The organism is Mycolicibacterium litorale (assembly GCF_010731695.1).
GTDB lineage: Bacteria > Actinomycetota > Actinomycetes > Mycobacteriales > Mycobacteriaceae > Mycobacterium > Mycobacterium litorale.
The window spans coordinates 3,313,560-3,333,019 of record NZ_AP022586.1 but is presented as its reverse complement, the minus strand read 5'-3'; the positions used below and the strand labels follow the sequence as shown (position 1 = coordinate 3,333,019).

The window sequence follows — 19,460 nt, the reverse complement described above, 5'->3', positions numbered from 1 at the left end:
CGATGGCGGACCTCACGCTGGCCCTCGACATCGGCGGCACCAAAATCGCCGCCGCCCTCGTCGACGCCGAGGGGGCCGTCGTGCACCAGGCGACACAGCCCACCCCGCGCGGTGACGCCTCGGCCGTGTGGGCGGTCACCGAAGCGCTCGTCACCTCGGCGCTGGCGGCGAGCCACGGCGCGGTGCGACGCGTCGGGATTGCGTCGGCCGGTCCGATCGACCTGCCGTCTGGAACCGTCAGCCCCATCAATCTCACTGCCTGGCAACACTTTCCGATTGTCGCGCGAGTACAGGCGGTGGCCGGTCTTCCGGTGCGCCTCGGCGGTGACGGGCTGTGCATGGCGATGGGCGAGCGGTGGCGCGGTGCCGGACGGGACGCGCAGTTCCTGCTCGGCATGGTGGTGTCGACGGGGGTCGGCGGCGGGCTCGTCCTCGACGGGGCGCCCTACGACGGCCGCACCGGCAACGCCGGCCACGTCGGCCACGTCGTCGTCGACCCGGGCGGGGCGCTGTGCTCCTGCGGCGGGCACGGCTGCGTGGAGACCGTCGCCGCGGGACCGCGGATGGTGCAGTGGGCACTCGCGCACGGATGGTCCGCACCCCCGCAGGCCGACGCCAAAGACCTCGCCGAGGCGGCGCTCGCCGGTGACCCCGTCGCTCAGCAGGCCTACGAGCGCGGCGCCCGGGCCGTCGCCGCGGCGATCGCGTCCGTCGCCGCGGTCTGTGACCTCGACCTCGTGGTGATCGGCGGGGGAGTGGCCCGCTCCGGGGCGCTGCTGTTCGACCCGCTACGCGCGGCGCTGGAGACCTACGCGGGCCTCGACTTCCTGCACGGCCTGCGCGTGCTGCCCGCCGAACTCGGCGGCGACGCCGGCCTCATCGGCGCCGCGGCCCTCGCGATTGCCGGGTGAACCGATTGGGTACGCGACGGAGATGAGTGCGCCGAACGAACCCCAGCCGGCCGAAACCCCCGAACGCGGAACACCGGACAAGACCCCAGAGCGACTCGTCCCCGCGGAGACCCCCGAGCGGCTCACCCCGGCCGAAACCCCGGAGCGGCTCTCGCCCGCCTAGCCCGCCCGCTGGACCGGCTCGCGTTTTGGCTGATCGCGGGCCGGTCCGCTATCCTTTGATCGTTCCACCGAAGACCGTCGGTCACCGATGAGCGCTTGCGCGAAGAGCAACGGCACTCGAGCAATCGGTTGAAGGTTCCGGATTCATCCGGGCGGCCCACGCAGGAGGACGAGGCACTGTCTTTGTTGCGCCCCGACCTGTCTGCGTCGGGGCGTTCGTCGTTTCCGGCCCGGCCTTCGCTTCGGTGGTGCATCCGATACCCACCACAAGGAGGCATGCATGGCCAAGGCTGACAAGGCCACGGCGGTTGCCGACATTGCCGAGCAGTTCAAGGAGGCGACGGCCACCGTCGTCACCGAGTACCGCGGGCTGACGGTGGCCAACCTCGCGCAGCTGCGCCGCTCGCTCGGGGAATCCGCCACCTACACCGTCGCAAAGAACACTCTGGTCAAGCGTGCGGCTTCTGAAGCCGGCATCGACGGCCTCGATGACCTGTTCGCAGGCCCGACGGCGATCGCGTTCGTCAAGGGCGAGCCGGTCGACGCCGCCAAGGCGATCAAGAACTTCGCCAAGGACCACAAGGCGCTGGTCATCAAGGGCGGCTACATGGAGGGCCGGGCGCTCAGCGTCGACGAGGTCAACCGCATCGCCGACCTCGAGTCCCGCGAGGTGCTGCTGGCCAAGCTGGCCGGCGCGATGAAGGGCAACCTGGCCAAGGCCGCCGGGCTGTTCAACGCTCCCGCATCGCAGGTCGCCCGCCTCGCCGCGGCGCTGCAGGAGAAGAAGGCCGGCGAAGAAGCCGCTTGAGCACCACCCCAACAAGACAGACAAGACAGAAGTAAGTAAGGAAAGGACCACACCATGGCCAAGCTGTCCACCGACGAACTGCTCGACGCGTTCAAGGAAATGACGCTGCTCGAGCTCTCCGAGTTCGTCAAGCAGTTCGAAGAGACCTTCGAGGTCACCGCCGCCGCTCCGGTCGCCGTGGCCGCTGCCGGCCCCGCCGGCGGTGCCCCCGCCGAGGCTGCCGAAGAGCAGACCGAGTTCGACGTCATCCTCGAGAGCGCCGGCGAGAAGAAGATCGGCGTCATCAAGGTCGTCCGCGAGATCGTCTCGGGCCTGGGCCTCAAGGAGGCCAAGGATCTGGTCGACAGCGCCCCGAAGCCGATCCTGGAGAAGGCTGCCAAGGACGCCGCCGACGACGCCAAGGCCAAGCTCGAGGCCGCCGGCGCGACGGTCACCGTCAAGTAGTTCCACACTGCACGCAACCGCCCGGGATCACGCGATCCCGGGCGGTTTCGTGTTTGCACAGTTTGTCAGTCACGGTCACGATGTTGCGGACACTCGTGTTGCCACAATCGCCTGTGCGCTACAGTGACTCAAGCCACAGGGCAGGGAGACGTGGCTCGAAGCACTCTGGGAAGGATCGCGCGTGGGCATTGGTATTCAGGTTGAGGGGCTGACCAAGTCCTTCGGGCCCCAGCGAATCTGGGAAGACGTCACCATGGAGGTGCCGGCCGGTGAGGTCAGCGTGCTCCTCGGTCCGTCGGGTACCGGCAAGTCGGTGTTCCTGAAGTCGCTGATCGGCCTGCTGCGCCCCGAGCGCGGCAAGATCATCGTCGACGGCACCAACATCATCGAGTGCTCGGCCAAAGAGCTCTACGAGATCCGCACCCTGTTCGGCGTCATGTTCCAGGACGGTGCGCTGTTCGGCTCGATGAGCCTCTACGACAACACCGCGTTCCCGCTTCGTGAGCACACGAAGAAGAAGGAAAGCGAGATCCGCAAGATCGTCATGGAGAAGTTGGAGCTCGTCGGCCTCGGTGGCGACGAGAACAAATTCCCCGGTGAGATCTCCGGCGGTATGCGCAAGCGCGCCGGCCTGGCCCGGTCGCTGGTGCTCGACCCGCAGATCATCCTCTGTGACGAGCCCGACTCCGGTCTGGACCCGGTCCGTACCGCCTACCTGTCGCAGCTGCTGATCGACATCAACGCGCAGATCGACTGCACGATCCTCATCGTCACGCACAACATCAACATCGCCCGCACCGTGCCCGACAACATGGGCATGCTGTTCCGCAAGCACCTGGTGATGTTCGGGCCGCGTGAGGTGCTGCTGACCAGTGACGAGCCGGTGGTGCGTCAGTTCCTCAACGGCCGTCGCCTCGGGCCGATCGGAATGTCGGAGGAGAAGGACGAGTCGACGATGGCCGAAGAGCAGGCCATGGTCGACGCCGGTCACCACGACGGCGGTGTCGAGGAGATCGAGGGTGTGCCGCCGCAGATCCAGGCGACGCCCGGTATGCCCGAGCGCCGCGCGGTTGCGCGTCGTCAGGCCCGCGTCCGCGAGATCCTGCACACCCTGCCGCCCAAGGCGCAGCAGGCGATCCAGGAGGACCTCGACGGCACGAGCAGCTTCCACTCGCGCGACTTCCCCGACGAGCAGACCACTCGCCATCATCACCACGTCGACGATTCGCCGACCGCGTCGATCCCGGTAGCCCGCGAGAGCTGAGCCCGTTTCCACACGTCAGCCCCAGCAGATTCTGCTGGGGCTGATGTGTTTTTCGCGGGTCTGGGGGTCCGGGCGTCCGCGCCGAATGCGTTCAGCGGCGATCATGACGTCGTCGATCTTGACCCTGCCATCGGCAGGCACAGCTGGTCTTGATCGGAAACTCCACACCGAACACCGCGTCATCTCTTGACGGAAGGCGGTTGACAAGCCAATCTGTTGGGCAGCATGTATGTACGGATTGAGGACGCCAGCCAGCGCCTGACCGGTCCTGTCATACGCCAGTGGTATGGCAGTTGAGGAATGCGCCGTCCTGCGCTATTGTTGGACGTTGCGCTGGCTGCATCCTGCCCACCTCACCTGCACCCGACACCGTGGACCTAGCCTGAGCCCGAAGTCTGCTCAGTGATCTAGACGCGTGCCGTGTTTCGGGGAGCCCGGACAGGCCGCTATGCCAGCCGAACCGACGCAGATACGCGGCGCAAGGTCCGGGCATTCCGGCCCCCATAGTCGCTTGAGGTGCTGGAAGGATGCATCTTGGCAGTCTCTAGCCAGAGCAAGTCAGCAAAAACTATCACCAATAACTCCGTTCCCGGGGCACCAAATCGCATTTCCTTCGCCAAGCTCCGTGAGCCCCTCGAGGTTCCGGGGCTGCTGGACGTGCAGACGGAGTCTTTCGACTGGCTGATCGGGGCGAACAGCTGGCGTGAGCGGGCCATCGCACGCGGTGACGTGAACCCGACCGGTGGCCTCGAAGAGGTGCTGACCGAGCTCTCGCCGATCGAGGACTTCTCCGGCTCCATGTCGCTGTCGTTCTCCGACCCACGCTTCGACGAAGTCAAGGCGCCCGTCGACGAGTGCAAAGACAAGGACATGACGTACGCGGCCCCGCTGTTCGTCACGGCCGAGTTCATCAACAACAACACCGGTGAGATCAAGAGCCAGACGGTCTTCATGGGTGACTTCCCGATGATGACCGAGAAGGGCACCTTCATCATCAACGGCACCGAGCGTGTCGTGGTGAGCCAGCTGGTCCGCTCGCCGGGTGTGTATTTCGACGAGAGCATCGACAAGTCCACCGAGAAGACGCTGCACAGCGTCAAGGTGATCCCCGGCCGCGGTGCGTGGCTGGAGTTCGACGTCGACAAGCGCGACACCGTCGGCGTCCGCATCGACCGCAAGCGCCGCCAGCCGGTCACCGTGCTGCTCAAGGCGCTCGGCTGGACCAACGAGCAGATCACCGAGCGGTTCGGCTTCAGCGAGATCATGATGAGCACGCTGGAGAAGGACAACACCGCAGGCACCGACGAGGCGCTGCTCGACATCTACCGGAAGCTGCGTCCGGGCGAGCCGCCGACCAAGGAGTCCGCGCAGACCCTGCTGGAGAACCTGTTCTTCAAGGAGAAGCGCTACGACCTGGCCCGCGTCGGCCGCTACAAGGTCAACAAGAAGCTCGGCCTCAACACCGGCCAGCCGATCACCAGCTCGACGCTGACCGAAGAGGACGTCGTCGCCACCATCGAGTACCTCGTGCGTCTGCACCAGGGCGACACGGTGATGACGGTGCCCGGTGGCACCGAGGTGCCCGTCGAGGTCGACGACATCGACCACTTCGGCAACCGTCGTCTGCGCACCGTGGGCGAGCTGATCCAGAACCAGATCCGCGTCGGCCTCTCGCGTATGGAACGAGTCGTGCGTGAGCGCATGACCACCCAGGACGTCGAGGCGATCACGCCGCAGACCCTGATCAACATCCGTCCCGTCGTGGCGGCGATCAAGGAGTTCTTCGGCACCAGCCAGCTGTCGCAGTTCATGGACCAGAACAACCCGCTGTCGGGTCTGACCCACAAGCGCCGCCTGTCGGCGCTGGGCCCCGGCGGTCTGTCCCGTGAGCGTGCCGGCCTCGAGGTCCGCGACGTGCACTCCAGCCACTACGGCCGCATGTGCCCGATCGAGACCCCTGAGGGTCCGAACATCGGCCTGATCGGTTCGCTGTCGGTGTACGCGCGGGTCAACCCGTTCGGTTTCATCGAGACGCCGTACCGCAAGGTCGTCGACGGTGTGGTCACCGACCAGATCGACTACCTCACCGCCGACGAGGAGGACCGCCACGTCGTGGCGCAGGCCAACTCGCCGATCGACGAGGACGGCCGCTTCACCGAGGACCGCGTGATGGTCCGACGTAAGGGCGGCGAGGTCGAGAACGTGGTTCCGGCCGACGTGGACTACATGGACGTCTCGCCGCGCCAGATGGTGTCGGTCGCGACGGCGATGATCCCGTTCCTCGAGCACGACGACGCCAACCGTGCCCTCATGGGTGCCAACATGCAGCGCCAGGCGGTTCCGCTGGTGCGTAGCGAGGCCCCGCTGGTCGGCACCGGTATGGAGCTGCGCGCCGCGATCGACGCCGGCGACGTCGTCGTCACCGACAAGGCGGGCGTGGTCGAAGAGGTCAGCGCCGACTACATCACCGTGATGGCCGACGACGGCACCCGGCACACCTACCGGATGCGCAAGTTCGCCCGTTCCAACCACGGCACCTGCGCCAACCAGCGTCCGATCGTGGACGCCGGGCAGCGTGTCGAGGCCGGACAGGTCATCGCCGACGGACCCTGCACCCAGAACGGTGAGATGGCCCTGGGCAAGAACCTGCTCGTGGCGATCATGCCGTGGGAGGGCCACAACTACGAGGACGCGATCATCCTCTCCAACCGCCTGGTGGAGGAGGACGTGCTCACCTCGATTCACATCGAGGAGCACGAGATCGATGCCCGCGACACCAAGCTGGGCGCCGAGGAGATCACCCGGGACATCCCGAACGTCTCCGACGAGGTGCTGGCTGACCTCGACGAGCGCGGCATCGTCCGCATCGGCGCCGAGGTCCGCGACGGCGACATCCTGGTCGGCAAGGTCACCCCGAAGGGTGAGACCGAGCTGACCCCGGAGGAGCGGCTGCTCCGTGCGATCTTCGGCGAGAAGGCGCGCGAGGTCCGCGACACGTCGCTCAAGGTGCCGCACGGTGAGTCCGGCAAGGTCATCGGCATCCGCGTGTTCTCGCGCGAGGACGATGACGAGCTGCCCGCCGGCGTCAACGAGCTGGTCCGCGTGTACGTCGCGCAGAAGCGCAAGATCTCCGACGGTGACAAGCTGGCCGGACGCCACGGCAACAAGGGCGTCATCGGCAAGATCCTGCCCGTCGAGGACATGCCGTTCCTGCCCGATGGCACCCCGGTGGACATCATCCTCAACACCCACGGTGTGCCGCGTCGTATGAACATCGGCCAGATCCTGGAAACCCACCTCGGGTGGGTCGCCAAGGCGGGCTGGAACATCAACGTGGCCGGCGCCGAGGGCGTACCGGACTGGGCCGAGCGGCTCCCCGAGGAGCTGTACTCGGCGCCGTCGGACAGCATCGTCGCCACCCCGGTGTTCGACGGTGCCCGCGAGAACGAGCTGTCGGGTCTGCTCGCCTCCACGCTGCCCAACCGCGACGGGGACGTCATGGTCAACTCGGACGGCAAGTCCCAGTTGTTCGACGGCCGCAGTGGCGAACCGTTCCCGTACCCGGTGACGGTCGGCTACATGTACATCCTCAAGCTGCACCACCTGGTGGACGACAAGATCCACGCCCGCTCGACCGGTCCGTACTCGATGATCACCCAGCAGCCGCTCGGTGGTAAGGCGCAGTTCGGTGGTCAGCGGTTCGGCGAGATGGAGTGCTGGGCCATGCAGGCCTACGGCGCCGCCTACACGCTGCAGGAGCTGTTGACGATCAAGTCCGACGACACGGTCGGTCGCGTCAAGGTGTACGAGGCCATCGTCAAGGGCGAGAACATCCCCGAACCGGGCATCCCCGAGTCGTTCAAGGTGCTTCTCAAGGAGCTGCAGTCGCTCTGCCTCAATGTCGAGGTGCTGTCTTCTGACGGCGCGGCGATCGAAATGCGTGACGGCGACGACGAGGACTTGGAGCGCGCTGCTGCCAACCTCGGAATCAACCTGTCCCGCAACGAATCCGCCTCTGTCGAAGATCTGGCCTGATTCACGGCTCGCCGTGGTGCCTGGTTAGTTTTCTAGTCCCGAAAGGGGAAAGGGAGTTACGTGCTAGACGTCAACTTCTTCGATGAACTCCGCATCGGTCTCGCGACCGCGGACGACATCCGTCAGTGGTCCTACGGCGAGGTCAAGAAGCCGGAGACCATCAACTACCGCACGCTCAAGCCCGAGAAGGACGGCCTGTTCTGCGAGAAGATCTTCGGACCGACTCGCGACTGGGAGTGCTACTGCGGTAAGTACAAGCGCGTCCGCTTCAAGGGCATCATCTGTGAGCGCTGCGGCGTCGAGGTGACCCGCGCCAAGGTGCGCCGTGAGCGGATGGGGCACATCGAGCTGGCCGCACCCGTCACGCACATCTGGTACTTCAAGGGTGTGCCGTCGCGGTTGGGCTACCTGCTCGACCTGGCCCCGAAGGATCTCGAGAAGATCATCTACTTCGCGGCCTACGTCATCACCGACGTGAACGACGAGATGCGCCACAACGAGCTCTCCACGCTCGAGGCCGAGATGGTCGTCGAGAAGAAGGCCGTCGAGGATCAGCGCGACGCCGACCTGGAGGCCCGGGCCCAGAAGCTCGAGGCCGACCTGGCCGAGCTCGAGGCCGAAGGGGCCAAGAGCGACGTGCGCCGCAAGGTGCGTGACGGTGGCGAGCGTGAGATGCGTCAGCTCCGTGACCGGGCCCAGCGCGAGCTGGACCGGCTCGACGAGATCTGGACCACCTTCACCAAGCTGGCTCCCAAGCAGCTCATCGTGGACGAGGTGCTCTACCGCGAGCTCGTCGACCGTTACGGCGAGTACTTCACCGGTGCCATGGGTGCGGAGTCGATCAAGAAGCTCATCGAGAACTTCGACATCGACGCCGAGGCCGACAGCCTGCGCGACACCATCAAGAACGGCAAGGGTCAGAAGAAGCTGCGTGCGCTCAAGCGACTGAAGGTCGTCGCGGCGTTCCAGACCAATCGGAACTCGCCGATGGGCATGGTGCTCGACGCCGTTCCGGTGATCCCGCCGGAGCTGCGCCCGATGGTCCAGCTCGACGGTGGCCGCTTCGCCACCTCCGACCTGAACGACCTGTACCGCCGCGTGATCAACCGCAACAACCGGTTGAAGCGACTGATCGACCTCGGTGCGCCCGAGATCATCGTCAACAACGAGAAGCGCATGCTTCAGGAGTCGGTGGACGCGCTGTTCGACAACGGCCGTCGCGGCCGGCCCGTCACCGGGCCCGGCAACCGTCCGCTCAAGTCGCTGTCCGATCTGCTCAAGGGCAAGCAGGGCCGGTTCCGTCAGAACCTGCTCGGTAAGCGCGTCGACTACTCGGGCCGTTCGGTCATCGTCGTCGGCCCGCAGCTCAAGCTGCACCAGTGCGGTCTGCCGAAGCTGATGGCGCTCGAGCTGTTCAAGCCGTTCGTGATGAAGCGTCTGGTCGACCTGAACCACGCGCAGAACATCAAGAGCGCCAAGCGCATGGTGGAGCGTCAGCGTCCGCAGGTGTGGGACGTGCTCGAAGAGGTCATCGCCGAGCATCCGGTGCTGCTCAACCGCGCACCCACGCTGCACCGCCTCGGTATCCAGGCCTTCGAGCCGCAGCTGGTCGAGGGTAAGGCCATCCAGCTGCACCCGCTGGTCTGCGAGGCGTTCAACGCCGACTTCGACGGCGACCAGATGGCCGTGCACCTTCCGCTGTCGGCGGAGGCGCAGGCCGAGGCCCGCATCCTGATGCTGTCCTCGAACAACATCCTGTCGCCCGCGTCGGGTAAGCCGCTGGCCATGCCGCGTCTGGACATGGTGACCGGGCTGTACTTCCTGACCACCATGATCGAGGGTGACCAGGGCGAGTACCAGCCGGCCACCAATGACTCGGCGGAGCAGGGCGTCTACAGCTCGCCGGCCGAGGCCATCATGGCCATGGACCGCGGTGCGCTGTCGGTCCGCGCGAAGATCAAGGTGCGGCTCACCCAGCAGCGGCCACCGGCCGCTCTGGAGGCCGAGCTGTTCGAGAACGGGTGGAAGCCGGGCGACGCCTGGACGGCCGAGACCACGCTGGGTCGCGTGCTGTTCAACGAGTTGCTGCCGATCTCGTATCCGTTCATCAACGAGCAGATGCACAAGAAGGTGCAGGCCCGGATCATCAACGATCTGGCCGAGCGCTTCCCGATGATCGTCGTGGCGCAGACCGTCGACAAGCTCAAGGACGCCGGCTTCTACTGGGCCACCCGCTCGGGTGTCACCGTGTCGATGGCCGACGTGCTCGTGCCGCCGCAGAAGCAGGAGATCCTCGACCGGTACGAGAAGGAAGCCGACGGGATCGAGCGCAAGTACCAGCGTGGTGCCCTGAACCACAAGGAGCGCAACGACTCGCTGGTCAAGATCTGGCAGGACGCCACCGAAGAGGTCGGTAAGGCGCTGGAGCAGCACTACCCGGCGGACAACCCGATCATCACGATCGTGAAGTCGGGCGCCACGGGTAACTTCACGCAGACCAGAACGCTGGCCGGCATGAAGGGTCTGGTGACCAACCCGAAGGGTGAGTTCATCCCGCGGCCGATCAAGTCCTCGTTCCGTGAGGGCCTGACGGTGCTGGAGTACTTCATCAACACCCACGGCGCCCGTAAGGGTCTGGCGGACACCGCTCTTCGTACCGCCGACTCGGGTTACCTGACCCGTCGTCTGGTCGACGTCAGCCAGGACGTCATCGTCCGCGAGCACGACTGCGAGACCGAGCGTGGCATCAACGTCACGCTGGCCGAGCGGACTGCCGACGGCACGCTGATCCGCGATCCGCACGTCGAGACCTCGGCGTTCGCCCGCACCCTGGCCACCGACGCGGTCGACGCCGACGGCAACGTCGTCATCGAACGCGGTCACGACCTGGGCGACCCGGCCATCGACAAGCTGCTGGCGGCCGGCATCGACCACGTCAAGGTGCGTTCGGTACTGACCTGTGCGTCGGCCACCGGCGTGTGCGCCATGTGCTACGGCCGTTCGATGGCGACCGGCAAGCTGGTCGACATCGGCGAGGCCGTGGGCATCGTGGCCGCGCAGTCCATCGGCGAGCCCGGCACGCAGCTGACCATGCGCACCTTCCACCAGGGTGGTGTGGGTGAGGACATCACCGGTGGTCTGCCCCGCGTGCAGGAACTGTTCGAGGCCCGCGTGCCGCGTAACAAGGCGCCGATCGCCGATGTGTCCGGCCGTGTGCAGCTCGAGGAGGGTGAGCGCTTCTACAAGATCACCATCGTCCCGGACGACGGTGGCGAGGAAGTGGTCTACGACAAGCTCTCCAAGCGTCAGCGACTGCGCGTGATCAAGCACGAGGACGGCAGCGAAGGCGTGCTGTCCGACGGCGATCACGTCGAGGTCGGCGACCAGCTGATGGAGGGTTCGGCCGATCCGCACGAGGTCCTGCGTGTGCAGGGTCCGCGTGAGGTGCAGATCCACCTGGTCCACGAGGTCCAGGAGGTCTACCGGGCCCAGGGCGTGTCGATCCACGACAAGCACATCGAGGTCATCGTCCGGCAGATGCTGCGTCGCGTCACGATCATCGATTCGGGTGCGACGGAGTTCCTGCCCGGCTCGCTGACCGAGCGTGCGGAGTTCGAGTCGGAGAACCGTCGCGTCGTCGCGGAAGGTGGCGAGCCCGCCGCCGGCCGCCCGGTGCTGATGGGTATCACGAAGGCATCGCTGGCCACGGATTCGTGGCTGTCGGCGGCGTCGTTCCAGGAGACCACTCGCGTGCTGACCGATGCGGCGATCAACTGCCGCAGCGACAAGCTGCAGGGTCTGAAGGAGAACGTGATCATCGGCAAGCTGATCCCGGCCGGTACCGGGATCAACCGCTACCGCAACATCCAGGTGCAGCCCACCGAGGAGGCCCGGGCCGCTGCGTACACGATCCCGTCCTACGAGGATCAGTACTACAGCCCCGACTTCGGTCAGGCCACCGGTGCTGCGGTGCCGCTGGACGACTACGGCTACAGCGACTACCGCTAGTCACGTCACGAGAAAGCCCCCGGGTCCCGCCCGGGGGCTTTTTCGTGTCTTGCGTTCCGCGCGAGCGTGCGATTTCATCCGCCAATCGCCGTGGCCGACGTATCGATTCGCACACTCGGCGGCCGGTTACGCGCCGTTGAGCCAGTCGTCGTAGAACGGGGGCATATCGGTCGAGGCGCGGGCGGTGAAGTCGGCATCCCGCTTCTCCCGAAAGGCCGCGACGCCCTCGGCGCCGTCGCCGATGCTGGTGTAGAACATCGCCAGCGAGTCCACCCGGTGGGCGTCGACCGGGTGGTCCAGCGTCGCGTTGCGGTACATCAGCTGGCGCGCCAGCGCGACCGCGACCGGCGAGCGGCCCTTGGTCCACCGGTCCGCGAGAGCCCGTGCGGCGGCGAGCAATTCGTCGCCGCCGTGCACCGAGCGGACCAGTCCCATGCGGTGCGCCGTCTCGGCGTCGAGGATGTCGGCGGAGAACACCAGATCCAGCGCGACGTCCATGCCGACGATCCGCGGCAGGAACCACGTCGAGGCGGCTTCCGGGGTGATGCCGAGCTTGCCGAACACGAAACCGATGCGCCCGCGGTCGGCGATGAGGCGGGCGTCCATCGCCAGCGTCATCGTCGCGCCGATACCGACGGCGGCGCCGTTGATGGCGGCGATCACCGGTTTGCGGCATGCGTGGATGGCCAGCGTGACCCGCCCGCCGGTGTCGCGGACCCGGCTCAGCGTCGGATCGGACAGGTCGTCCATGTCGGCGAGTGTCGGCCGTTGGGTCTCGTCGAGCCCGAATGGGTTACCGGACTCCGCGAGATCCATACCCGCGCAGAACGCGCGCCCCGCGCCGGTCACGATCACCGCCCGGATGTCATCGCGGTCGTTGACGTGCTGGAAGGTCCACTCCAGCTCCTCGGCCATGGTGACGGTGAAGGCGTTCAGTTGGTCGGGTCGGTTCAGCGTCACGACGAGCACACCGTCATCGACATCGTGTTGCAGGGTGGTCAGGTCCACTCGGGCCTCCATGGTGTTCGTCAGCTGGCGCTCCAGGTTATCGCCGGAGCCCGCGGAGAGGGACGGGCGCCGAGGGTGTCCCGCCTGGTGGTGAAGCGTTCGTCGGCGGGGTGGTCCGCTGTGTTACCTTGTGCGCATACCGGCCGGTATGTAATTCGTCGGGGCGTTTCCAGCTCCGGCTCGACGCAGCGACCGTGCCCGGCGGCAGAGAGGAAATACGTGCGAACGACCTTGGTGCCCGCAGCCGTCGAAACGCCCGAGTTGCGCGAGCTGCGCGCCGAGGTCCGCCAGTTCCTGCGCGAGTCCATCGACAACGGCGACTTCGTGCCGAAAGCCGATGCCTGGCAATCGAATATCGACATCGACTTCAGCCGCCGGCTTGCCGAGCGTGGCTGGATCGGCATGACCATCCCCACCGAGTACGGCGGCCACGGCCGCACCGCGCTGGAACGGTTCGTGGTCACCGAGGAACTGCTCGCCCACGGCGCACCGGTCGCCGCGCACTGGATCGCCGACCGGCAGATGGCGCCCTCCATCCTCAGCCATGGCACCGAGGAGCAGAAGCAGAAGTACCTGCCGGGCATCGCGTGCGCCGAACGCTTCTTCGCCATCGGGATGAGCGAACCCGACTCCGGCTCCGATCTGGCCTCCGTACGCACCCGCGCGACACCCGACGGTGACCGCTGGCGCATCAGCGGTACGAAGCTCTGGACCACGTCGGCGCACGTCGCCACCAACATGATCGTGCTCGCCCGCACCGACGAGGGCGAACGGCACGAAGGCCTGTCCCAGTTCGTGGTGGACCTGCCGAACCCCGGCATCACGATCAATCCGATCATCACCATCGACGGCGAACACCACTTCAACGAGGTGGTCTTCGACGACGCGGTCCTGGAACCCGATGCGCTGCTCGGCACCCGCGGCGCGGGATGGCGGCAGGTGACCGGTGAGCTCGCCAACGAGCGTTCCGGCCCGGAGCGTCTGCTGAGCCCGTTCCCACTGCTGGCGGCATGGGGGAGCGAGGTCGAGGCCGACGATGCTCCCGCGACATTGGAACTGGGGCGGTTGGTCTCGCGGCTCCTCGTGCTGCGGCAGATGTCGCTCGGGGTGGCCCGTCAGCTGGCCGCGGGGAGGCAACCCGCCGTCGAAGCGGCCCTGGTCAAAGATCTCGGCACCACCTTCGAGGGCGACGTCGTCGAGACCGTCCGCCGCATGGCGATGACCGAACCCGGCTGTGGGTCAACGACATTCGACACTCTTCTTGCAGACGGCGTCCGGCACACCCCCGCCTTCACGCTGCGTGGCGGCACCAACGAAGTGCTCCGATCCATCGTCGCGAAGGGACTGGGGTGACCATGGACACGACCCACACCCACGAACACCTCGACGACCTCCGTGAGACCACCCGGGCAGTGTCGTCGACACATCTGGCGGTGGATTCGCAACCGAATCCGGCGTTGGACCGCGGTCTCTGGGATGAGCTGGACAAGCTCGGGTTCGTCGGGCTCTGCGCTCCGGAAGCCGTCGGTGGGACCGGCGGCGACCTGCTGGACGCCGCGACCGTGCTCGCCGAACTGACCACCGCACGCATCCCGTTCGCCGAGGCGGCGATCGTCGCCGCCCCCGCGCTGGGGCGGGCCGCGCTCGATCTGCCGAGTGGTCCGTTCACCGCGGCGCACGGCACGGTGACGATCGACGACGAACAGGTCAGTGGCCGGCTTGATCGGGTGCCGTTCGCGCGTGACTGCGACTCGCTGGTCCTCCTGGAGGCCGGAGAGCAGCCGGCGTTGCGGGTGATCTCGTTGCGCGACAACGGCATCAGCATCGTTCATGGTGAGAACCTCGCAGGTGAACCGCGCGACACCGTGACCCTGCGGCAGGTCTCACCGGTCGCGTCCGCTGAGGTGACGCACGCCGATATGGAGGCGTGGCAGCTGCGCGGGGCGCTCGCCCGCGCCGTCGCGTCGGCGGGCGTCGCGGCGGCCATCGTCGATCAGACCGCGAGCTACGTCTCCGAGCGCGTCCAGTTCGGGCGACCGCTGATGAAGTTCCAGGTGGTGCAGCATGCCGTCGCGAAGATGGCAGCCGACGCCACGGCGATGCAGACGGCGGCCACGGCGGCCACGCTGGCGATGCTCGACGAATCCGACTCGGCCGAGATGCTGGTGGCCGCGGCCAAGGCCGAAACCGCGCTCATGTCCCGACCCGTCACCGCCGCGGCGCATCAGGCCCACGGCGCCATCGGGTTCACCCGGGAACACGTGCTCGGAGCGTTGACGACGCGGCTGTGGGCTTGGCGCGAAGAGTATGGAAACGAGCGGTACTGGCATCAGCGTCTCGGCGAACTCGCTCAGGGACAGGACCTTTGGCGATTGGTGACAGGGCAGTAGTCGGCGCTTCGCCGGCACAGACAACAAGGAGTTCACCCGATGGGCGACGAGCCGCGCGTCGACGTCAGCGTCGACAACGGAATCGCACGACTGACGTTGGTCAACCCGACCCGTAAGAACGCGATCACGATCCCGATGACCGAGCAGATCGGGGAGTTCTGCCACATGGTCGAGTCGGACACCTCGATCGGTGCGGTGATCGTCGACTCGGCGGGCAACTATTTCTGCAGCGGTGCCGACACCCGCGACCTCGCGGCCACTTCCGACGCGCCCGCCTCACCGGAAGCGGTGGCGCGGACGTCCGCCGTCTACGGCTCCTTCGTGCGCGTCGGCATGCTGCCGGTGCCGACCATCGCGCTCGTCAAGGGCGGTGCGGTCGGTGCGGGGCTCAACCTCGCGATGGCGACGGACATCATGCTCGTCACCCCGAATGCCGTGCTGGACAGCGGATTCCTGGCCCGCAAGATCCATCCGGGTGGCGGTCACCTGCGGATGCTCGGTCGTTCGATGGGCTACCAACAGTCCGTGGCGATGGCGGTCTGCGGTGCGGCCATGTCGGGGGAGGACGCGGTCGCGCGCGGGTTCGCGTGGGCGGCCGTGCCCGAGGAGGAGTTGCTCGACACGGCGCTCGGCCTGTGCCGCCTGCCCGCGGCCGATCCCGAATTGGCGCGCCGGATCAAACAATCCGCGACGATCGAGCTGGATTCCGGTATGTCGTGGGCCGCCGCCGTCGAGGTCGAGCGCGGGGTCCAGATGTGGTCGCTGGGCCGCAAGGGCGCCGAAGCATGGGAGCAGAAGCCGGGCGTGCCCACCACCGGACGGTAATGCCCGGCCGCGACTTCCCGTCAGGCCTTCAGGCCGGACACCAGAAGCGCGGCGAACATCTCGCCGATGGCGCGGGGGGTCAGATCGCCGTCGGGTTCGAGCCAGGTATGGCTCCACGAGCACATCCCGATGATGCCGAACGCCAGCAGCCGCGGCGGGCCGAGATCTTTGAAGACGCCGGACGCGACGCCGCGCTCGATGATCTCGACGACGCATGCTTCGAATTCGTCGCGTTTGGCCAGGACGTCCTCGAATCCCTTGTCGGTCAGGCGGCGGAGCTCGTGGTTGAACACCGAGATCTCGGATTTGTACAGCCCCATCGGCTCCATCAGCACCGTGGTCACGAGTTCCTCGAGCAAGACGTCCGCCGGGTCGTCACGCGCGAGCACTTCGCGCACCAGCTCGAGCTGGTGGTTGACGGAGTGGTTGTGCAACTGCTGGAGGAGGTCCTCTTTGCTGTCGAAGTAGTGGTAGAACGCCCCCTTGGTGCGCTGGGCGTCGTCGACGACCTGCTGCACCGACGTCGCGTCGTAACCCTGCTTCGCGAACAGTTTGACCGCACTGTCGAGCAGCGCTGCCCTAGTCGCATCGGGGTCGCGCACGCGCGGGGTGGTGCCCGCGCGCTTGCCGCGTGCCTTCGCCATCGCTCCTCTTCCACCCACGGGTGCACCGGGACGTTACATTCCTATCAGTCGGAATGGACAGGACTCAGCGCCCGGCCGGATGTGTCGGTGCGGCTCTCTAGACTGGCGGCGTGCTCATCGGTTCGCACGTCCGCAACGACGATCCCCTGGCCGCCGCCCACGACGACGGCGCCGACGTGGTGCAGTTCTTCCTCGGCGATCCGCAGAGCTGGAAGAAACCGAAACCGCGTGAGGACGCCGGGGCGCTCAAGGCGTCGAGCATTCCGCTCTACGTCCACGCCCCGTACCTGATCAACGTCGCGTCGGCGAACAACCGCGTGCGCATCCCGTCGCGCAAGATCCTCCAGGACACCTGTGACGCGGCGGCCGAGGTGGGCGCCACCGCCGTCATCGTGCACGGTGGACATGCCGACGACAAGGACATGGAGGCCGGCTTCGAGCGGTGGGCCAAGGCGCTCGACCGGCTCGAGACCACGGTCCCGGTGTACCTGGAGAACACCGCGGGCGGCGACCACGCCATGGCCCGGTACTTCGACACCATCGGCCGGCTGTGGGACCACATCGGTGACTACGGCATCGGCTTCTGCCTCGACACCTGCCACGCCTGGGCGGCCGGCGAGGCGCTGATCGACGCCGTCTCCCGGATCAAGCGGATCACCGGTCGAATCGATCTGGTGCACTGCAACGACTCTCGCGATGCCGCCGGCTCGGGGGCCGACCGGCACGCCAACTTCGGCAACGGCCAGATCGACCCCCAGCTGCTGGTCGCGGTCGTGGAGGCGGCCGATGCGCCCGTGATCTGCGAGACCTCGGACGACGGCCGCAAGGACGACATCGCCTTTCTGCGGGAGCACGTCGGCAGCAGCGATTAGCCGGCCGTCGGCGCATCTCTCCTGGAGGTCACACTTCGATAGCAAACGGACGTCGAACGACGGGTGGCGGCGAGGTTAACTAGGCTGAGTCGCGCCCGATCCGACTCCGAAAGGCCGATGTGTCCGCAATTGACCAGTCGTCGATTGCGCTGACGCCACCACACGTCGCGCCGCGCAGGCGCGGGCTCACCGTCGTGCGGTGGGCGGCGATCGCCGTCTGGGCCGTCGTGGTGGTGTACCGGACGGTGACCGACGGGTTCGCGTTCAACCGCGAACTGCTGCTGCTCTACATCGCCACCGGACTACTCGCCGCCAGCATCGGGCGGGGCCGCCGGATGCTGTTCGTGATCCGCGACTGGCTGCCGTTCGCGCTGGTGCTGCTGGCCTACGACCTGAGCCGGGGCGCGGCCACGCTCATCGGCCGGCCCACGCTGTGGCACTGGCAGGCCGATGCCGACCGCTGGCTGGCGTTCGGGAGCATGCCGACCGTATGGCTGCAGGAGCGGCTCAAACAGCCGACGCCGCCGTGGTGGGAGATCGGCATCAGCACCGTCTACATGTCGTTCTTCATCCTCCCGTACGTCATCGCCGGCGTGCTGTGGCTGCGCAACCGCGAGGAGTGGAAGGCGTTCGTGCGGTTGTTCGTCGGCCTCAACGTCGCGGCGCTGATCGTCTACGCCCTGTTCCCCGCCGCGCCGCCGTGGGCTGCAGCCCGCTGCACCGCCGCCGACGTCGCATCCGGCCCGTCGGGTCCGCAATGCATGTTCCGGTCCGCGCGCGGCGTGCCCGACGGCGGCGTACTCGGCGCGATGCAGTTAAGCCAGGACGGCGCCAACCAGTGGGTGGAGCGGATCGTCGGCCGCGGATGGGGCAAGTTGAACCTGCACTCCGCCACCGCACTGCTCGATCAGGGACAGGCCAGCGTCAACCTGGTGGCGGCCATCCCGTCTCTGCACGCCGGGATGACAGCGGCGATCGCGGCGTTCCTGTGGCACCGCGTGCACCGCGGGTGGCGGCCCGTGCTGGTGACCTACGTGCTGGTGATGGCGTTCACGCTGGTTTACACCGCCGAGCACTACGTCATCGACATCTTGCTGGGCTGGGCGTTCGCGGCGGCCGCGGTCCTCTCGTTGAACCGCTACGACGCGTGGCGACGGTCCCGGTCAGAACACGATGGTCTGGTTACCGAAGCGGATGACGCGGTCCTCGCAGTGCCACAGCACCGCACGTGAGAGCACCGCCCGCTCGACGTCGGCGCCCAGGCGCGTCAGATCGGTGACGCTGTGGCGGTGGTCGACGCGCACCACGTCCTGCTCGATGATCGGACCCTCGTCGAGATCCTGCGTGACGTAGTGCGCGGTGGCGCCGACGAGTTTGACGCCGCGTTCCTTGGCGCGGCGATACGGTGCCGCCCCGACGAACGCGGGCAGGAACGAATGGTGGATGTTGATCATCGGGCACCCCACCTCGGCGAGGAACCCGGGCGTGAGGATCTGCATGTAGCGCGCCAGTACCACCAGATCGACGTTGCCGCGTAGGAGCTCGAGTTGGCGCTGCTCGGCCTCGTCACGGGTGTCCCGCTGGGCCGGGATGTGGATGAACGGCACCCCGAAGGCGCGGACGTCGTCGGCCAGGTCGGCGTGGTTCGCGATCACCATGGCCACCGACATGTCGAGTTCGCCGCGGCGGTTGCGCCACAGCAGGTCGAGCACGCAGTGGTCCTCCCGAGACGCCATGATCGCGACCCGCTTCGGCTTGGCGGCTTCGGTGAGTCGGAAGTCCATGCCGAACTCCGCGGCCACCTGCGCGGCGAAATCCCGTTCGAGCGCGTCCCGCGCGGCGGTCAGGCCGGGGAGGTGAAAGATGGTGCGTTGCATGAAGGTTCCGCCGGACTGCTGTGTCGAGTGCTGATCCAGCGACACGATGTTGGCGCCCCGGCTCGCGAGGAACTGGCTGACCGCGGCCACCAGCCCGGGCCGGTCGGCGCAGCGCAGCAGCAACCGGCCGACGTCCTTCAGCGGAAGGGTGCCGCGGCCCGCAGGAAACTCGTCGGACGCAGGGGAGTGGCGATGGTCCATGGAGACACGAT

15 protein-coding genes are annotated in these 19,460 nt (G+C 67.1%); 12 read left to right on the top strand and 3 right to left on the bottom strand.

Going from position 1 to position 19,460, the window contains the following annotated elements:
• The first annotated feature begins 2 nt into the window (after positions 1-2).
• From G6N30_RS15875 to G6N30_RS15850, 7 genes are all read left to right on the top strand, one after another.
• Entirely contained in the window at positions 3-911 is a 909-nt protein-coding gene (locus G6N30_RS15875) for an ROK family protein (RefSeq protein ID WP_134054369.1), read from the top strand.
• Positions 912-933: 22 nt separating this feature from the next.
• Positions 934-1,074: a hypothetical protein gene (locus G6N30_RS26930; protein ID WP_166674591.1), complete on the top strand. Its 141-nt coding sequence runs from the start codon at positions 934-936 to the stop codon at positions 1,072-1,074.
• Between the two features lie 279 nt (positions 1,075-1,353).
• Positions 1,354-1,881: a 50S ribosomal protein L10 gene (gene rplJ, locus G6N30_RS15870; RefSeq protein WP_134054367.1), complete on the top strand. Its 528-nt coding sequence runs from the start codon at positions 1,354-1,356 to the stop codon at positions 1,879-1,881.
• A 54-nt stretch (positions 1,882-1,935) separates the two neighbouring features.
• Positions 1,936-2,325, top strand: coding sequence for a 50S ribosomal protein L7/L12 (gene rplL / locus G6N30_RS15865; protein ID WP_134054365.1), 390 nt, complete (start codon positions 1,936-1,938; stop codon positions 2,323-2,325).
• A 181-nt stretch (positions 2,326-2,506) separates the two neighbouring features.
• Positions 2,507-3,589 (top strand): ABC transporter ATP-binding protein, encoded by a 1,083-nt coding sequence (locus G6N30_RS15860; RefSeq protein WP_134054363.1) that lies wholly within the window; start codon positions 2,507-2,509, stop codon positions 3,587-3,589.
• Between the two features lie 516 nt (positions 3,590-4,105).
• Entirely contained in the window at positions 4,106-7,624 is a 3,519-nt protein-coding gene (gene rpoB / locus G6N30_RS15855) for a DNA-directed RNA polymerase subunit beta (protein WP_134054361.1), read from the top strand.
• Between the two features lie 60 nt (positions 7,625-7,684).
• A complete protein-coding gene (locus G6N30_RS15850) occupies positions 7,685-11,632 on the top strand; it encodes a DNA-directed RNA polymerase subunit beta' (RefSeq protein ID WP_134054359.1) in 3,948 nt (1,315 codons plus the stop codon).
• Between the two features lie 126 nt (positions 11,633-11,758).
• Here the strand turns inward: G6N30_RS15850 and G6N30_RS15845 are convergent, their stop codons facing one another.
• Complete coding sequence (locus G6N30_RS15845) at positions 11,759-12,640, bottom strand: crotonase/enoyl-CoA hydratase family protein (RefSeq protein ID WP_134054357.1); 882 nt, start codon at positions 12,638-12,640, stop codon at positions 11,759-11,761.
• Between the two features lie 219 nt (positions 12,641-12,859).
• Between G6N30_RS15845 and G6N30_RS15840 the strand changes: the two genes are divergently transcribed.
• From G6N30_RS15840 to G6N30_RS15830, 3 genes are read left to right on the top strand one after another with little or no spacing between them, the layout of a single operon-like run.
• The gene (locus G6N30_RS15840; RefSeq protein WP_234880148.1) at positions 12,860-13,993 is read left to right on the top strand and encodes an acyl-CoA dehydrogenase family protein; all 1,134 of its coding nucleotides are present in this window, start codon (positions 12,860-12,862) and stop codon (positions 13,991-13,993) included.
• Positions 13,994-13,995: 2 nt separating this feature from the next.
• A complete protein-coding gene (locus G6N30_RS15835) occupies positions 13,996-15,030 on the top strand; it encodes an acyl-CoA dehydrogenase family protein (RefSeq protein ID WP_166674590.1) in 1,035 nt (344 codons plus the stop codon).
• 39 nt (positions 15,031-15,069) lie between these two features.
• Positions 15,070-15,855: an enoyl-CoA hydratase-related protein gene (locus tag G6N30_RS15830; RefSeq protein WP_134054354.1), complete on the top strand. Its 786-nt coding sequence runs from the start codon at positions 15,070-15,072 to the stop codon at positions 15,853-15,855.
• 20 nt (positions 15,856-15,875) lie between these two features.
• Here G6N30_RS15830 and G6N30_RS15825 read toward each other — a convergent pair whose 3' ends face one another.
• Positions 15,876-16,499: a TetR/AcrR family transcriptional regulator gene (locus tag G6N30_RS15825; protein WP_134054352.1), complete on the bottom strand. Its 624-nt coding sequence runs from the start codon at positions 16,497-16,499 to the stop codon at positions 15,876-15,878.
• A 110-nt stretch (positions 16,500-16,609) separates the two neighbouring features.
• Between G6N30_RS15825 and G6N30_RS15820 the strand changes: the two genes are divergently transcribed.
• Together G6N30_RS15820 and G6N30_RS15815 are read left to right on the top strand one after the other, a co-directional pair.
• A complete protein-coding gene (locus G6N30_RS15820; RefSeq protein WP_134054350.1) occupies positions 16,610-17,371 on the top strand; it encodes a deoxyribonuclease IV in 762 nt (253 codons plus the stop codon).
• 119 nt (positions 17,372-17,490) lie between these two features.
• On the top strand, positions 17,491-18,603 hold the full coding sequence (locus G6N30_RS15815) for a phosphatase PAP2 family protein (RefSeq protein ID WP_134054348.1): 1,113 nt from the start codon (positions 17,491-17,493) through the stop codon (positions 18,601-18,603).
• Here G6N30_RS15815 and purU read toward each other — a convergent pair.
• Positions 18,535-19,449, bottom strand: coding sequence for a formyltetrahydrofolate deformylase (gene purU, locus G6N30_RS15810; RefSeq protein ID WP_134054346.1), 915 nt, complete (start codon positions 19,447-19,449; stop codon positions 18,535-18,537). The genes G6N30_RS15815 and purU overlap by 69 nt on opposite strands.
• Between the last annotated feature and the right edge of the window lie 11 nt (positions 19,450-19,460).

Excerpts from the sequence above, each read along its gene's own strand:
- G6N30_RS15875 (WP_134054369.1), top strand. The coding sequence starts at position 3 with ATGGCGGACCTCACGCTGGCCCTCGACATCGGCGGCACCAAAATCGCC.
- G6N30_RS26930 (WP_166674591.1), top strand. The coding sequence starts at position 934 with ATGAGTGCGCCGAACGAACCCCAGCCGGCCGAAACCCCCGAACGCGGA.
- rplJ (WP_134054367.1), top strand. The coding sequence starts at position 1,354 with ATGGCCAAGGCTGACAAGGCCACGGCGGTTGCCGACATTGCCGAGCAG.
- rplL (WP_134054365.1), top strand. The coding sequence starts at position 1,936 with ATGGCCAAGCTGTCCACCGACGAACTGCTCGACGCGTTCAAGGAAATG.
- G6N30_RS15835 (WP_166674590.1), top strand. The coding sequence starts at position 13,996 with ATGGACACGACCCACACCCACGAACACCTCGACGACCTCCGTGAGACC.
- G6N30_RS15830 (WP_134054354.1), top strand. The coding sequence starts at position 15,070 with ATGGGCGACGAGCCGCGCGTCGACGTCAGCGTCGACAACGGAATCGCA.
- G6N30_RS15825 (WP_134054352.1), bottom strand. The coding sequence starts at position 16,499 with ATGGCGAAGGCACGCGGCAAGCGCGCGGGCACCACCCCGCGCGTGCGC.
- purU (WP_134054346.1), bottom strand. The coding sequence starts at position 19,449 with ATGGACCATCGCCACTCCCCTGCGTCCGACGAGTTTCCTGCGGGCCGC.